The organism is Streptomyces sp. NPDC017676 (assembly GCF_044329325.1).
Lineage (GTDB): Bacteria > Actinomycetota > Actinomycetes > Streptomycetales > Streptomycetaceae > Streptomyces.
Genome location: NZ_JBIRJA010000007.1, coordinates 277,290 through 291,768, shown reverse-complemented (window position 1 = coordinate 291,768; position 14,479 = coordinate 277,290). Strand labels below are relative to the sequence as shown.

General features: G+C 70.8%; 14 protein-coding genes. 6 read left to right on the top strand and 8 right to left on the bottom strand.

What is annotated here, in order from left to right; all coding sequences use genetic code 11:
- Positions 1-2: 2 nt before the first annotated feature.
- From ACH4LD_RS17585 to ACH4LD_RS17570, 4 genes are read right to left on the bottom strand one after another with little or no spacing between them, the layout of a single operon-like run.
- Positions 3-323, bottom strand: a complete 321-nt coding sequence (locus tag ACH4LD_RS17585; RefSeq protein WP_132784024.1) for a non-heme iron oxygenase ferredoxin subunit — start codon at positions 321-323, stop codon at positions 3-5.
- Positions 320-1,504, bottom strand: coding sequence for a Fe-S cluster assembly protein SufD (sufD, locus tag ACH4LD_RS17580; RefSeq protein ID WP_398056963.1), 1,185 nt, complete (start codon positions 1,502-1,504; stop codon positions 320-322). Before sufD ends, ACH4LD_RS17585 begins: the two co-directional genes overlap by 4 nt.
- 58 nt (positions 1,505-1,562) lie before the next feature.
- The gene (gene sufB / locus ACH4LD_RS17575) at positions 1,563-2,984 is read right to left on the bottom strand and encodes a Fe-S cluster assembly protein SufB (RefSeq protein WP_014671980.1); all 1,422 of its coding nucleotides are present in this window, start codon (positions 2,982-2,984) and stop codon (positions 1,563-1,565) included.
- Positions 2,981-3,715: a helix-turn-helix transcriptional regulator gene (locus tag ACH4LD_RS17570; protein ID WP_398056962.1), complete on the bottom strand. Its 735-nt coding sequence runs from the start codon at positions 3,713-3,715 to the stop codon at positions 2,981-2,983. The genes sufB and ACH4LD_RS17570 overlap by 4 nt, the downstream gene beginning before the upstream one ends.
- A gap of 183 nt (positions 3,716-3,898) precedes the next feature.
- On the opposite strand from ACH4LD_RS17570, the gene ACH4LD_RS17565 reads away from it, so the two are divergent.
- From ACH4LD_RS17565 to ACH4LD_RS17550, 4 genes are read left to right on the top strand one after another with little or no spacing between them, the layout of a single operon-like run.
- A complete protein-coding gene (locus ACH4LD_RS17565; protein ID WP_398056960.1) occupies positions 3,899-4,714 on the top strand; it encodes an aminoglycoside N(3)-acetyltransferase in 816 nt (271 codons plus the stop codon).
- Positions 4,715-4,745: 31 nt separating this feature from the next.
- Positions 4,746-5,669 carry an ABC transporter ATP-binding protein gene (locus tag ACH4LD_RS17560; RefSeq protein ID WP_058080092.1) on the top strand — a complete coding sequence of 308 codons (924 nt, stop codon included), beginning with the start codon at positions 4,746-4,748 and terminating at the stop codon, positions 5,667-5,669.
- Between the two features lie 50 nt (positions 5,670-5,719).
- Positions 5,720-6,433 (top strand): ABC transporter permease, encoded by a 714-nt coding sequence (locus ACH4LD_RS17555; RefSeq protein WP_398057066.1) that lies wholly within the window; start codon positions 5,720-5,722, stop codon positions 6,431-6,433.
- Positions 6,434-6,492: 59 nt separating this feature from the next.
- Positions 6,493-7,503: a heme A synthase gene (locus tag ACH4LD_RS17550; RefSeq protein WP_398056959.1), complete on the top strand. Its 1,011-nt coding sequence runs from the start codon at positions 6,493-6,495 to the stop codon at positions 7,501-7,503.
- A gap of 1 nt (position 7,504) precedes the next feature.
- Here the strand turns inward: ACH4LD_RS17550 and ACH4LD_RS17545 are convergent, their stop codons facing one another.
- From ACH4LD_RS17545 to ACH4LD_RS17530, 4 genes are all read right to left on the bottom strand, one after another.
- Positions 7,505-8,245, bottom strand: a complete 741-nt coding sequence (locus ACH4LD_RS17545) for a nucleotidyltransferase (protein ID WP_398056958.1) — start codon at positions 8,243-8,245, stop codon at positions 7,505-7,507.
- Between the two features lie 18 nt (positions 8,246-8,263).
- Positions 8,264-9,370 (bottom strand): amidohydrolase family protein, encoded by a 1,107-nt coding sequence (locus ACH4LD_RS17540; protein WP_398056957.1) that lies wholly within the window; start codon positions 9,368-9,370, stop codon positions 8,264-8,266.
- Between the two features lie 144 nt (positions 9,371-9,514).
- Positions 9,515-9,835, bottom strand: a complete 321-nt coding sequence (locus tag ACH4LD_RS17535; protein WP_132784014.1) for a hypothetical protein — start codon at positions 9,833-9,835, stop codon at positions 9,515-9,517.
- Between the two features lie 69 nt (positions 9,836-9,904).
- Positions 9,905-10,876, bottom strand: coding sequence for a heme o synthase (locus ACH4LD_RS17530; RefSeq protein ID WP_398056956.1), 972 nt, complete (start codon positions 10,874-10,876; stop codon positions 9,905-9,907).
- Positions 10,877-11,239: 363 nt separating this feature from the next.
- Here ACH4LD_RS17530 and tkt point away from each other — a divergent pair, with 363 nt between their 5' ends.
- Both tkt and tal read left to right on the top strand, forming a co-directional pair.
- Positions 11,240-13,327: a transketolase gene (tkt, locus tag ACH4LD_RS17525; RefSeq protein ID WP_398056955.1), complete on the top strand. Its 2,088-nt coding sequence runs from the start codon at positions 11,240-11,242 to the stop codon at positions 13,325-13,327.
- Between the two features lie 33 nt (positions 13,328-13,360).
- A complete protein-coding gene (tal, locus tag ACH4LD_RS17520) occupies positions 13,361-14,479 on the top strand; it encodes a transaldolase (RefSeq protein WP_132784011.1) in 1,119 nt (372 codons plus the stop codon).

Genomic DNA, 14,479 nt, shown 5'->3' with positions numbered 1-14,479 from the left:
CCTCAGGACTCCTGGGTGAGGGAGACGAGAACGTCGTCCCCTTCGATCTTTACGGGGTATACGGGGACGGGGCGCGTCGCGGGGAGGCCGGACGGCTTGCCGGTGCGCAGGTCGAAGCTGGAGCCGTGCAGCCAGCACTCGATCTGGCAGTCCTCCACCTCGCCCTCGGAGAGGGAGACGTTCGCGTGCGAGCAGATGTCATAAATCGCGAACACCTCGCCCTCGGTCTTCACGACCGAGACCGGCGTGCCGTCGAGTTCCACCCGTTTCGGGGTGTCCTCCTCCAGCTCGCTCAGCCCACAGGCGCGTACGAACGACGTCATGCGACCGAAGCCTCCAGCTCTTCCTCGATCTTGGCGAGCAGGCGCTCCTCGATGTCGGCGACACCGATCTGCTGGACCAGCTCGGCGAAGAAGCCGCGGACCACGAGGCGGCGGGCCTCGTGCTCCGGGATGCCGCGGGCCATCAGGTAGAAGAGCTGCTCGTCGTCGAAGCGGCCGGTGGCGGAGGCGTGCCCGGCACCGACGATCTCGCCGGTCTCGATCTCCAGGTTCGGCACCGAGTCGACGCGCGCGCCGTCCGTGAGGACCAGGTTGCGGTTCATCTCGTAGGTGTCCGTGCCCTCGGCCTTGGCCTCGATGAGCACGTCACCGATCCAGACCGCGTGCGCGTCGTCGCCCTGGAGGGCGCCCTTGTAGACGACGTTCGACTTGCAGTGCGGGGTGTTGTGGGTGACCAGCAGGCGGTGCTCCTGGTGCTGCCCGGCGTCGGTGAAGTACAGGCCGAACAGCTCGGCCTCGCCGCCGGGGCCGGCGTACTCCACGCGCGGGTGCAGCCGGACCACGTCACCGCCGAAGGTCACGACCACGGACTTGAAGGAGGCGTCCCGGCCGACCAGCGCGTTGTGCTGGGCGACGTGGACGGCCTTGTCGTCCCAGTCCTGGACGGAGACGACGGTCAGCTTGGCACCGTCCCCGAGGACGTAGTCGACGTTGGCGGCGAGCACCGCGTCACCGGTGTGGTCGATGACCACGACGGCCTCGGCGAAGGCGCCCAGCTCGATCACCTGGTGGCCGAAGGCGGTACCGCCCTCGCCGTGCACGGCGATCCGGATCGGCTCGGTGAGCACCGTCTCCTTGGGGACGGTGACCACGCCGGCCTTCTCGAACGCCGAGTACGCCTGGGCGGCGACGCGGTCCACCGGGGTGCCCGCCCTGCCGAGCCGCGCGTCGTCGCGGCCGACGGTCTCGACGGCGACGCCCTCGGGGGCCTGGACGGTGACCTTCACGCCCCCGCCGTTCGCGACGGCGGTGCCGTCGTGCAGCCCGCGCAGGCGCTCCAGCGGGGTGAACCGCCACTCCTCCTCACGGCCGTGCGGGACCGGGAAGTCCGCGACGTCGAAGGACGGGGGCGCGCTCATGCGCGAGACGACGGTCGACTCCGCGGCGACCGCGATCGAGCCCGCGGTGGTCGACCCCACGGGGATGTTCTGGGCCTCAGCCATGGCTGTCGTAATGCTCGCTTTCTTGCGTAAGTGGCTTGATGGGGCGGCGGACCGGTGGTTAACCGACCGCGCCCTCCATCTGCAGCTCGATCAGCCGGTTGAGCTCCAGCGCGTACTCCATGGGCAGTTCCTTGGCGATCGGCTCGACGAAGCCGCGCACGATCATCGCCATCGCCTCGTCCTCGGAGAGGCCGCGGCTCATCAGGTAGAAGAGCTGGTCCTCGGAGACCTTGGAGACGGTGGCCTCGTGGCCCATGGACACGTCGTCCTCGCGGACGTCGACGTACGGGTACGTGTCCGACCGGGAGATCGTGTCGACCAGCAGCGCGTCGCACAGCACGTTCGACTTCGACCCGGCGGCGCCCTCGCCGATCTCGATCAGGCCGCGGTAGGACGTACGACCGCCACCGCGCGCGACCGACTTCGAGACGATGTTGGACGACGTGTTCGGCGCCATGTGGACCATCTTGGCGCCGGCGTCCTGGTGCTGCCCCTCGCCCGCGAAGGCGATGGACAGGGTCTCGCCCTTGGCGTGCTCGCCCATCAGGTAGACGGCCGGGTACTTCATCGTCACCTTGGAGCCGATGTTGCCGTCGATCCACTCCATGGTCGCGCCCTCGTAGGCGACGGCGCGCTTGGTGACCAGGTTGTAGACGTTGTTCGACCAGTTCTGGATGGTCGTGTAACGGCAGCGGGCGTTCTTCTTGACGATGATCTCGACCACCGCGGAGTGCAGCGAGTCCGACTTGTAGATCGGCGCGGTGCAGCCCTCGACGTAGTGGACGTAGGCACCCTCGTCGACGATGATCAAGGTCCGCTCGAACTGGCCCATGTTCTCCGTGTTGATGCGGAAGTAGGCCTGGAGCGGGATCTCGACGTGCACGCCCTTCGGCACGTAGATGAAGGAGCCGCCGGACCACACGGCGGTGTTCAGCGCGGCGAACTTGTTGTCGCCGGCCGGGATGACCGTGCCGAAGTACTCCTTGAAGAGCTCCGGGTGCTCCTTCAGGGCGGTGTCGGTGTCGAGGAAGATGACGCCCTGCTCCTCCAGGTCCTCGCGGATCTGGTGGTAGACGACCTCCGACTCGTACTGGGCGGCGACACCGGCGACGAGGCGCTGCTTCTCGGCCTCGGGGATGCCCAGCTTGTCGTAGGTGTTCTTGATGTCCTCGGGCAGGTCCTCCCAGGACTCCGCCTGCTTCTCCGTGGAGCGCACGAAGTACTTGATGTTGTCGAAGTCGATGCCCGAGAGGTCGGAGCCCCAGTTCGGCATCGGCTTCTTCTCGAAGAGCTTCAGGCCCTTCAGGCGCAGCTTGGTCATCCACTCCGGCTCGGACTTCTTGCCCGAGATGTCGCGGACGACGTCCTCGTTGAGGCCGCGCCTGGCGGAGGCACCGGCCACGTCGGAGTCGGCCCAGCCGTATTCGTACTTGCCCAGGCCCTCCAGCTCAGGGTGGGCAGTCTCCGTGGGGAGAGTCATGCGGGGTTCCTCCCGGCCGTGCTTGCAGGTGCGTCAGTGGAAATCTTGGGGATGAACGTCGTGCAGACGCCGTCGCCGTGCGCGATGGTCGCCAGTCGCTGGACGTGGGTGCCCAGCAGCTCGGCGAAGATCTCGGTCTCCGCCTCGCACAGCTGCGGGAACTGTTCCGCGACGTGGGCGACCGGGCAGTGGTGCTGGCAGAGCTGCTCGCCGACCGGTGCGCTGCGCGCCGTAGCAGCGTACCCGTCGGCGCTCAGGGCCTTGGCCAGCGCTTCGGCGCGTTTGTCGGGGGTCACGGCCTCGATCGCCTCGCGGTACGCGCTCGCCTGGGCGGCGATCCGGGCGCGGGCGAAGGCGGCGACCGCCTCGGGGCCGCCCCCCTGCTCGGCGATCCAGCGCAGCGCGTCCATGGCGAGCTTGTCGTACGACTGGTCGAAGGCGTCCCGGCCGCAGTCGGTGAGCGCGAAGACCTTCGCGGGGCGCCCGCGCGTGCGCGTGCCGTAGACCCGCTGCTCGCGGGCCTCGACGACGTCGTCGGCGACCAGCGCGTCCAGGTGACGGCGGACGGCCGCCTGGGTCAGTCCCAGCCGGCCGGCGAGTTCGGCGACGGTCGACGGCCCGTGGTCCAGGATGGACCGCGCGACCCGGTTGCGCGTCGAGCGCTCACCGGTCGCTAGCTCCTCCTGAGGGGCCCCCGTGGGGGTCTCCCGAGCCTCGCCGACGTTTTTCACAACGCCATTGTTGCGTAATTCCGCGGAGACTGACAAGCGCCGTCCGGATCACCCGACGGTGCCCTGCGTCACTTAGGCATACCTAATCCGACCTGCGGAAACGATCATCCGATCGCTCGTGCGGGCCGTCGGCAGGGGCAATCCGGTGGCGCCCCGCGCGCCCGTCCGGGAGACTCCCGGACCATGCCCACACCCCCTCCGACCGGCCCTCTTGTCACCCGCGACAGCATCGCCGCGGAGCTGCGACTGCTCGGTGTCGAGCCCGGTGAGACCCTTCTCGCGCACTCCTCGCTCAGCTCCCTCGGCTGGGTCAACGGAGGCGCCGTCGCGGTCGTCCAGGGGCTCCTGGACGCGCTCGGCCCGTCGGGCACGCTCGTCGTCCCCACCCAGACGGGCGCCCAGTCCGATCCGGCCGTCTGGGTGAATCCTCCCGTTCCCGAGGAATGGTGGGACCGCATCCGGGCCACCATGCCGCCGTACCACCCGCTGATCACCCCCTCCCTCGGAGTCGGCGTCGTCCCGGAGACCGTGCGCACCTGGCCGGGCGCCCTGCGCAGCGCCCACCCGCAGACCTCCTTCGCGGCCGTCGGCCCCCGCGCCCTGGAGATCACCGACGGCCACGCCCCCGACTGCCGGCTCGGTGAGCACAGCCCCCTCGCCCGGCTGGAGGAGCTGGGCGCCCGGGTCCTGCTGCTCGGCGCGGGCTACGACGCCTGCACCGCCTTCCACCTCGCCGAGTACCGGATACCCGCGCCCCGCGTGCGGGTCGGCCGGCCCGCTCCCGGCGGCGGCTGGGAGACGCTGACCGAGGTCTCGATCAGCTCCGACCGGTTCGACGAGCTGGGGCACGACTTCGAGCGGGACCGGCCGGTCGTCCGGGGAAGGGTGGGTGCGGCGGACGTCCGGCTGTTCCCGGTGGCGGACGCCGTGGCCTACGCCGAGCGGTGGCTGCCACTGCACCGGCCCCGTGAGGAGGACTTCCGCCACCCCCGCGCCTGAGGGCCGGACGGCGTACCTAGACTCTGGACCCATGCGAAGTGAGCCGGTGGTCCAGGTCCAGGCCTTGGTGAAGCGGTACGGCACGAAGACCGCGGTGGACGGGCTCGACCTGGTGGCCCAGCCGGGCGTGACCGCCGTACTCGGCCCCAACGGGGCGGGGAAGACGACCACGGTCGAGACCTGCGAGGGGTACCGGAAGCCGGATTCCGGCACGGTGCGCGTCCTGGGCCTCGACCCGGTACGGCAGTCCGCCGAGCTGCGCCCCCGCATCGGCGTGATGCTCCAGTCCGGAGGCGTGTACTCCGGTGCCCGGGCGGAGGAGATGCTGCGCCACATGGCGAAGCTGCACGCCCACCCGCTGGACGTCGACGCCCTCGTCGAACGCCTCGGGCTCGGCTCCTGCGGCCGGACCGGCTACCGCCGGCTCTCCGGCGGCCAGCAGCAGCGGCTCGCGCTCGCCATGGCCGTCGTGGGCCGCCCGGAGCTGGTGTTCCTGGACGAGCCCACCGCCGGGCTCGACCCGCAGGCTCGCCGGGCCACCTGGGACCTGGTGCGGGACCTGCGCGCCGACGGCGTCTCGGTGATCCTCACCACGCACCACATGGACGAGGCCGAGCAGCTCGCCGACGACGTGGCGATCATCGACGGCGGCCGGGTGATCGCCCAGGGCTCCCCGGAGGAGCTGTGCAAGGGCGGCGCCGAGAACACCCTGCGCTTCACCGGCCGGCCCGGCCTCGACGTCGGCTCCCTGCTCAAGGCGCTGCCGGCCGACTGCACGGCCGCCGAGCTGACCCCGGGCTCCTACCGGGTCGTCGGCAAGGTCGACCCCCAGCTGCTGGCCACGGTGACGTCCTGGTGCGCCCAGCACGGGGTCATGCCCGACCGGATCTCGGTGGAGCGGCACACGCTGGAGGACGTCTTTCTTGAGCTGACCGGCAAGGAGCTGCGCTCGTGACCACGGCGGGTACGTACACCCCGAAGCCCGGAGCCGCCCCGCTCCCCCGCATGATCGCGGCGCAGGCGGCGCTGGAGACGAAGATGCTGCTGCGCAACGGCGAGCAGCTGCTGCTGACGGTCGTCATCCCGACCCTGCTGCTGGTGCTCTTCAGCTCCGTCGACATCGTGGACACCGGCAGCGAGGCGGTCGACTTCCTCGCCCCCGGCATCCTGGCCCTGGCCGTGATGTCGACGGCGTTCACCGGCCAGGCCATCGCCACCGGCTTCGAGCGCCGCTACGGCGTCCTGAAGCGGCTCGCCTCCTTGCCGCTGCCCCGCTGGGCCCTGATGACCGCGAAGACGGCGTCCGTGCTGGTGACCGAGGTCCTCCAGGTCGTCCTGCTGACCGTCATCGCCTTCGCGCTGGGCTGGTCCCCGCACGGCAACCCGGCCGCCGTCCTGCTGCTGCTCGTCGTCGGCACCGCCGCCTTCTCCGGGCTCGGCCTGCTGATGGCGGGCACGCTGAAGGCGGAGGCGACGCTGGCCGCCGCCAACCTGGTGTTCCTGCTGCTGCTCGTCGGCGGCGGAGTCATCGTGCCGCTGGAGAAGTTCGGCTCGACGGGTGAACAGGTCCTCGGTCTGCTGCCGATCTCCGCCCTGTCGGACGGCCTGCGGGACGTGCTCCAGCACGGCGCCGGCACTCCCTGGGGCGACCTGGGGATTCTCGCCGTCTGGGCGGTGGCCGGCCTGGCCGCGGCCGGGAAGTTCTTCCGCTGGGAGTGACCGATGCCGCACGCGTCGGGGCGGACCCTCGTGAACGCGTGCACAAGCGGCGGCCTACGATGGTGCGCGTGCCAAAGCTGAACCGCGCCGACGCCGAAGCCGCCCTGCGCAACCCGCTCGCCTTCATCGCCGACCGCTGGACCCCGGACCCCCGGACCGTCCGCCGGGCGGCGCTCGCCGCGCTCGTGATGTCGGTGGTCATCGTCGTGACCGGCGGCGCCGTCCGCCTGACCGGCTCGGGCCTCGGCTGCCCGACCTGGCCCACCTGCACCGACGACTCCCTGACCACCACCCGGGCCATGGGCTTCCACGGGGTCATCGAGTTCGGCAACCGCATGCTGACGTACGTGCTGTGCGCGGCCGTCGGCTGGGCGATCGTCGCGGCCCGGTCCCAGAAGCCGTGGCGACGCAGCCTGACCCGGCTGGGCTGGGCCCAGTTCTGGGTGGTCATGGGCAACGCCGTGCTCGGCGGCATCGTCGTCCTGGTCGGCCTCAACCCGTACACCGTCGCCGCGCACTTCCTGCTCTCCACCGCCCTGATCGCCATCGCCACGGTGATGTGGCAGCGCACACGGGAGGGCGACGAGGCGCCGCGTCCGCTGGTCGGCAAGGCGGTGCAGCAGCTCGTGTGGTTCCTGGTGCTGGCGTCCGTGCTGCTCATCGCGGTCGGCACGGTGGTGACCGGGGCCGGGCCGCACGCCGGCGACTCCAGCGAGGTCGAGCGCATCCCGATCGACTGGGAGACGGTCGCCAAGCTGCACGCGGTGCTCGCGTGGATCGTGGTCACGCTGACGTTCGCCCTGTGGTTCGTCCTGAAGGCGGTCGACGCGCCGCAGGGCCCCCTGGCCCGGACCCGCGAGCTGTTCGTCGTGCTGCTGGCCCAGGGTGTGATCGGTTACGTGCAGTACTTCACGCACCTGCCCGAGGTCCTGGTCGCCCTGCACATGCTCGGCTCGTGCCTGATCTGGATCGCCACCCTGCGCGTCCTGCTGTCGCTGCGCGAACGCCCGGAAGCCGGCCTGGACCTCCCGGGCCCGGCGGCCGAGGTGCCGGTCGGCACCCGCGCGTGAGTCACCCGTACGTGGCGACGAGAGCGTCGATCGCCGGCCCCAGGTAGGCGCGGGTCAGCCCGGCCCGGCGGGTGGACCAGCCGTCGGGGGCCGGGGCGGGGGTGCCGTAGCGGCGGCGGGTGATGTCCTCGACGACCTCCGCCGGAGCACCCAGCGCCCGAAGCTCCGCCAGCGCCTCCCGCTTGGAGATCAGCCGGCCCTCACGCAGGGTCACGGTGGCCCGGGCGAAGGTCAGCAGGCCCAGGTCGACCCAGATGTCCTGCCGCCACAGCCGGGCCTTGTCCACCGCCGGCCCCCAGTAGTCGCGCTGGTCGCGTACGACGAAGTCGGCCAGTTCCCGGTCCGGCACCGGCGGGAGCAGCGCCGCCGGGGCCTCGCCGTACAGCACGCGTCCGAAGGCGTGCAGCTCGCGCCGGGTGACGGGGCTGACCGGGCGGCGCATCACCCGTCCGTGTGCCCAGGTGAGGTGCGAGCGGTCCACGTCGTGCAGGGTGGCCGGTGCGAGGTAGCCGCAGTGGAGCTTCGCCGCGAGCGGTTCGCCGCGCTGCCTCCGGTGCAGCGCCACGAGCCGTCGTACGGTCTCCAGGGCCGGCGGGTCCGGCAGGACGGCGATCAGGTCGAGGTCGCTGCGGCCCTCCTGGTAGTCGCCGCCGGCCAGTGAGCCGTGAGCCCACACGGCGCGGGGCCGCAGGGGCAGCAGGGCGTGCAGGAACCCGTCGAGCAGGGACGCGGTCGTCGTCATCCGCCCAGTCTGGACGGCTCACTCCAGCCCGTACACCCGGCGTGCGTTGTCCGCCGCGATCATCCGCGCAACCCGCTGGGCGTCCTCCAAGGACCAGGCGCCGTCGGCGACCCAGGTGCCCAGTACGCGGCCCAGCGCCTCCCGGAAGAGGCGGGCGCCGACGACATGCAGTTCCGGCAGGTTCCGCGCGCCGGTGGAGAAGAGGATCTTGCCGAAGGGGGCCAGTTCCAGGAGCTCGGCGAGGACCGTGGCCGCCCGGGCGCCGGTGCGGACCAGCGCGGCGCCGGAGTCGGCGTAGACGTGCGGGAAGACACCGGCCAGGTGGGCGGCGTGGCGGTGGTACGGATAGCCGTGCAGCAGGATCAGGTCGGTGCCGAGGCCGGCGGTGGCCCGGACGAAGTCGGTGAGCAGCACCGGGTCCGTGCGGTCGATGCGGGAGCCGGGCTCGCCGAGACCCGCGTGCAGTTGCAGGGGCAGGCCCGAGGCGACGGCGATCCACAGCAGGTGCCGGAGCAGGACGGGGTCGGTGAGCGTGCCGCCGACGCGCCGTCCGGCCAGCCAGCGGCCCGCCGCGCCCCGCACCTCCCCCGGTCCCGGCGGCTCCGGCGCGAGGGCCAGGCCGTGTCTCAGGCCCGCGACGGAGGTGAAGGCGACGGCGGTGGCCGCGGCTCCGTGCACCGACTCGGCGAGGTTGGCGAGGAAGGACTCGACGGTGCCGGAGGTGTCGGCGACCTGCTCCGCGAGCGGTTCGAGCCGGATGGTCTCGCGGGCCTCGGCCGCCGCGGCGGAGGCCAGTTCGGCGGGGCCGGTGAGGTCGCCGGGCAGCCCGGTGTCGACCAGGTACGTGGTGATGCCGCTGCCGCGCAGCAGCCTGCGGCCCGACTCCAGGACGCCCAGTTCGCGGCGCCGGGCCAGATAGCGGGCGGGCGGGCAGTGCGGTTCGAGGCCGAGCAGGGGCGGGCACCAGCGCCGTACGGCGAAGCCGGTCTGGGTGTCGAACAGGGTGGTGCCCGGGGCCGGGGGTCCCTCGGTGCGGGCCAGCTGGGCCTCGAAGGTGCCGAGGCCCAGTTCCGTCCGCAGTACGCCGTGGCAGTACTGGTCCACGAGGGACGGCGTCTCGATCATCCCGGCCTCCCCGCGTGCGCTGGCTTCGACCGGCCTAACGGGTGAACGGGGTCCGAGGTCGCGGATGAGCTCGCGGCCAGGGCCGGCCGCGCCCGCGCGGGGAGCCGCACGTCCTTGCGAGCCCGCGGCCCCGCGGGGCGTTGCTCAGCCGCCCACCTGGATGCCGGCCATCCGCTTCCACTCGTACGGGCCCGTCCGCACCTTGGCGGCGAACTCGCCGTCGAAGGACTCGTGGACGGTGATGCCGGCCTTCTCCACCGCCTGCTGGGCGATCTCGGTGCTGGGAGCCACCAGGTCGCCCCAGCCGCCGTCCGCGCCGACGAGGACGATGCGGGCGCCGCGTTCGCCGATGTGGGCCACCTGGCCCTCGGCACCGCCGTGGGCCTTGGAGAAGGCGCTGATCTCCCGGGCGAGCTTGGCCGCCTTGCGCTCGGCCCTCGCGTCAACCTGCTGCGTGTCTGCCATGCCCAGGATGCTACCGACGGGTAGGTCAGCTGGCGAGATCAGGGCCCTGTGACATGCGCCCGCCGCGCCTCAGCGCAGGAAGGGGTCCACCGCGATCGCCACGAACAGCAGCGACACATAGGTGATCGACCAGTGGAACAGCCGCATCTCCTTCAGCTTCGCGCCCGTGACCTCGGCCTTGGCCCGGTTCTGCAACGCGTGCGCCTCCCACAGCCACCATCCGCCGGCGGCCAGCGCGACCGCCGTGTAGAACCAGCCGGTGTAGCCGAGGGGGGTCAGGAGCAGGGAGACGGCGACCATGACCCAGCTGTAGATGACGATCTGCCGCGCCACGACCTTGTTGGAGGCGATGACCGGCAGCATCGGCACGCCCACACGCGCGTAGTCGTCCTTCACCTTCATGGACAGCGGCCAGTAGTGCGGCGGGGTCCAGAAGAAGATCACCAGGAACAGGACGACCGGCGCCCAGGAGAGCGAGTTCGTCACGGCCGACCAGCCGATGAGCACGGGCATGCAGCCCGCGATGCCACCCCACACGATGTTCTGCGACGTACGCCGTTTGAGGAGCATCGTGTAGACGACGACGTAGAAGAGGAGCGCCCCGAGCGAGAGCCAGGCGCTCAGCCAGTTGACGGTGAGGCCGAACAGCAGCGTCGAGACGACCGCGAGGGTGATGCCGAAGACCAGGCACTCGGGCGGGCTGACCATGCCCGTCACCAGGGGCCGCTGCGAGGTGCGGTCCATCAGGGCGTCGATGTCCCGGTCGATGTACATGTTCAGCGCGTTGGCGCCGCCCGCCGACAGATAGCCGCCGACGCAGGTGAGCAGGACCAGCTTGAGGTCGGGCACACCCTGCTGCGCCAGGAACATCACCGGAACCGTGGTGATGAGCAGCAGCTCGATGATCCGCGGCTTGGTCAGCGCCACGAAAGCCTTGACACGGGCCCCGAACGGCCGATGAGCCGGGCCCTGGCTCGCACCATCGAGCAAAGCCGCTGGACGGGATTCGACGGCCGTCACGCACACCCCTGACAGAGACATCCCAGCAAGCCCCCCGTATGAAGTCCCGGTAAAGGCTCGCGCGTACCACGCCACTTTAGACGTTGCCCATACCCCGCCCTTCGCGGGGGTGGGGTCGTGTTGACGCACGGCCCATAAGAGGGGTCCCGGCACTCGATTGAGCGCTCAGATGACCGGCTCCGTATTCATGTGCCAAATGCCCTTCCGGGCCGGTCGGCAGGCGGATCGCGCAGACTCCCGGCACTCTGGAAACACTCGAAAAAACGCACGTCCTTACGGGGGTAGGCTCGACAACGGCCGGCGGGCGACACGTCCGTCGGCGGCCGGGTGGGCGCATGCCCCGACGACCGGCGACCGACATGTGGAGAGGAGCCCTGACCCAGGGTGAGCACCAAGCCGACCACCACAGACCTTGAGTGGACCGAGCTGGACCAGCGGGCCGTGGACACCGCCCGTGTCCTGGCCGCAGACGCCGTACAGAAGGTCGGCAACGGCCATCCCGGTACGGCGATGAGCCTGGCCCCGGCCGCCTACACCCTCTTCCAGAAGGTGATGCGGCACGACCCGGCGGATCCGGAGTGGACCGGCCGCGACCGCTTCGTGCTGTCCGCCGGACACTCGTCCCTGACCCTCTACACCCAGCTGTACCTGGCCGGCTTCGGCCTGGAGCTGGACGATCTGAAGTCGTTCCGGACGTGGGGCTCCAAGACCCCCGGCCACCCGGAGTACGGGCACACCAAGGGCGTCGAGACCACCACGGGTCCGCTGGGCCAGGGTGTCGCCAACGCGGTGGGCATGGCCATGGCCGCCCGCTACGAGCGCGGTCTGTTCGACCCCGAGGCTCCGGCCGGCGAGTCCCCCTTCGACCACTTCATCTACTGCATCGCCGGTGACGGCTGCCTCCAGGAGGGCATCTCCGCCGAGGCGTCCTCGCTGGCCGGCCACCAGAAGCTGGGCAACCTGATCCTGCTGTGGGACGACAACCACATCTCGATCGAGGGCGACACCGAGACGGCCGTCTCCGAGGACACCGTCAAGCGCTACGAGGCCTACGGCTGGCACGTGCAGCGCGTGGAGGCCAAGGAGAACGGCGACCTGGACCCGCAGGCGATCTTCGCCGCGATCCAGGAGGCGAAGCAGGTCACCGACCGGCCGTCCTTCATCGCGATGCGCTCCATCATCGCCTGGCCGGCCCCGAACGCCCAGAACACCGAGGCCGCGCACGGCTCGGCGCTGGGCGAGGACGAGGTCGCCGCCACCAAGCGCGTCCTCGGCTTCGACCCGGAGAAGTCGTTCGAGGTCGCCGACGAGGTCATCGCCCACACCCGCAAGGCGCTGGAGCGCGGCGCCCAGGCGAAGTCCGAGTGGGAGAAGTCCCTCCAGGAGTGGCGCGAGGCCAACCCGGAGCGGGCCGCCGAGTTCGACCGGATCAGCAAGGGCGAGCTGCCCACCGGCTGGGAGGAGAAGCTCCCGGTCTTCGAGCCCGGCAAGGGCGTCGCGACGCGTGCCGCGTCCGGCAAGGTGCTCCAGGCGCTCGGCGCGGTGATCCCCGAGCTGTGGGGCGGCTCCGCCGACCTCGCCGGGTCGAACAACACCACCATCGACAAGGACAGCTCGTTCCTGCCCGAGGGCAACCCGCTGCCCGAGGCCAGCCCGTACGGCCGCACGATCCACTTCGGCATCCGCGAGCACTCGATGGGCGCGGAGCTGAACGGCATCACGCTGCACGGCAACACCCGTGTCTACGGCGGCACCTTCCTCGTCTTCTCCGACTACATGCGCAACGCGGTGCGCCTGTCGGCCCTGATGCACCTGCCGGTGACGTTCGTGTGGACGCACGACTCCATCGGCCTCGGCGAGGACGGCCCCACCCACCAGCCGGTCGAGCACCTGGCCTCGCTGCGCGCGATCCCGGGTCTGAACATCGTGCGTCCGGCGGACGCCAACGAGACCGCCATCGCCTGGCGCGAGATCCTGCTGCGCTGGACCAAGGAGTTCGGCAAGGGCCAGCCGCACGGCCTCGCGCTCACCCGCCAGGGCGTGCCGGTGTACGAGCCGAACGAGGACGCGGCCAAGGGCGGCTACGTGCTGTTCGAGGCCGAAGGCGGCGAACCGCAGGTGATCCTGATGGCCACCGGTTCCGAGGTGCACGTGGCCGTCGAGGCCCGTGAGCGGCTCCAGGCCGAGGGCGTGCCCACGCGTGTCGTCTCGATGCCGTGCGTCGAGTGGTTCGAGCAGCAGGACCAGGGGTACCGGGACTCCGTGCTGCCGCCGTCCGTCAAGGCCCGAGTCTCGGTCGAGGCGGGCATCGGTCTGACCTGGCACAAGTACGTGGGGGATGCCGGCCGCATCGTGTCCCTGGAGCACTTCGGTGCTTCCGCCGACGGCAAGGTGCTCTTCAAGGAGTTCGGCTTCACCGCGGAGAACGTGGCCGCGAAGGCGCGGGAATCCCTCGCCGACGCTCAGCGCTGACGCTCACATACGACACGTAGGAGATGTAATTCCATGACAGACGCACTCAAGCGCCTCTCCGACGAAGGCGTCGCGATCTGGCTGGACGACCTGTCGCGCAAGCGGATCACGTCCGGCAACCTCGCCGAGCTGATCGACCAGCAGCACGTCGTAGGCGTCACCACCAACCCGACGATCTTCCAGAAGGCGATCTCCCAGGGCGACGGCTACGACCAGCAGCTCTCGGACCTCGCCGCCCGCAAGGTCACCGTCGAAGAGGCCATCCGCATGATCACGACGGCGGACGTCCGCGACGCCGCCGACATCCTGCGGCCGGTCTTCGACGCGACGAACGGACAGGACGGCCGGGTCTCCATCGAGGTCGACCCCCGTCTCGCGCACAACACCAAGGCGACCGTCGCCGAGGCCAAGCAGCTGGCCTGGCTGGTGGACCGCCCCAACACCCTGATCAAGATCCCGGCCACCCAGGCGGGTCTGCCGGCGATCGCCGAGACGATCGGCCTCGGCATCAGCGTCAACGTCACGCTGATCTTCTCGCTGGAGCGCTACCGCAAGGTCATGGACGCCTACCTGACCGGCCTGGAGAAGGCGAAGGAGCGGGGTCTCGACCTGTCGAAGATCCACTCGGTGGCGTCCTTCTTCGTGTCCCGCGTGGACACCGAGATCGACAAGCGGCTGGACGGCATCGGCACCGACGAGGCCAAGGCACTGCGCGGCAAGGCCGCCGTCGCCAACGCGCGCCTCGCCTACCAGGCGTACGAGGAGGTCTTCTCCTCGGACCGGTGGAGCGCGCTGGAGAACGCGGGCGCCAACAAGCAGCGTCCGCTGTGGGCGTCGACCGGCGTGAAGGACCCGGCGTACCCGGCCACCCTCTACGTCGACGGGCTCGTCGCCCCGAACACGGTCAACACCATGCCGGAGGCCACGCTGGAGGCCACCGAGGCCCAGGCCGAGATCACCGGCAACGCCATCGCCGGCACCTACGAGCAGGCGCGCGCCGACCTCGACGCGCTGGAGAAGCTCGGCATCTCGTACGACGACGTCGTGCAGGTGCTGGAGGACGAGGGCGTCGAGAAGTTCGAGGCGTCCTGGACCGACCTGCTGAAGTCCACCCAGGCGGAGCTTGAGCGCCTCGCCCCTTCGGAGGGCTGA

Coding starts and splice junctions, on each gene's coding strand:
- ACH4LD_RS17585 (WP_132784024.1), bottom strand. CDS start 323: ATGACGTCGTTCGTACGCGCCTGTGGGCTGAGCGAGCTGGAGGAGGAC.
- sufD (WP_398056963.1), bottom strand. CDS start 1,504: ATGGCTGAGGCCCAGAACATCCCCGTGGGGTCGACCACCGCGGGCTCG.
- sufB (WP_014671980.1), bottom strand. CDS start 2,984: ATGACTCTCCCCACGGAGACTGCCCACCCTGAGCTGGAGGGCCTGGGC.
- ACH4LD_RS17565 (WP_398056960.1), top strand. CDS start 3,899: ATGCCCACACCCCCTCCGACCGGCCCTCTTGTCACCCGCGACAGCATC.
- ACH4LD_RS17560 (WP_058080092.1), top strand. CDS start 4,746: ATGCGAAGTGAGCCGGTGGTCCAGGTCCAGGCCTTGGTGAAGCGGTAC.
- ACH4LD_RS17555 (WP_398057066.1), top strand. CDS start 5,720: ATGATCGCGGCGCAGGCGGCGCTGGAGACGAAGATGCTGCTGCGCAAC.
- ACH4LD_RS17550 (WP_398056959.1), top strand. CDS start 6,493: ATGGTGCGCGTGCCAAAGCTGAACCGCGCCGACGCCGAAGCCGCCCTG.
- ACH4LD_RS17545 (WP_398056958.1), bottom strand. CDS start 8,245: ATGACGACGACCGCGTCCCTGCTCGACGGGTTCCTGCACGCCCTGCTG.
- ACH4LD_RS17540 (WP_398056957.1), bottom strand. CDS start 9,370: ATGATCGAGACGCCGTCCCTCGTGGACCAGTACTGCCACGGCGTACTG.
- ACH4LD_RS17535 (WP_132784014.1), bottom strand. CDS start 9,835: ATGGCAGACACGCAGCAGGTTGACGCGAGGGCCGAGCGCAAGGCGGCC.
- ACH4LD_RS17530 (WP_398056956.1), bottom strand. CDS start 10,876: ATGTCTCTGTCAGGGGTGTGCGTGACGGCCGTCGAATCCCGTCCAGCG.
- tal (WP_132784011.1), top strand. CDS start 13,361: ATGACAGACGCACTCAAGCGCCTCTCCGACGAAGGCGTCGCGATCTGG.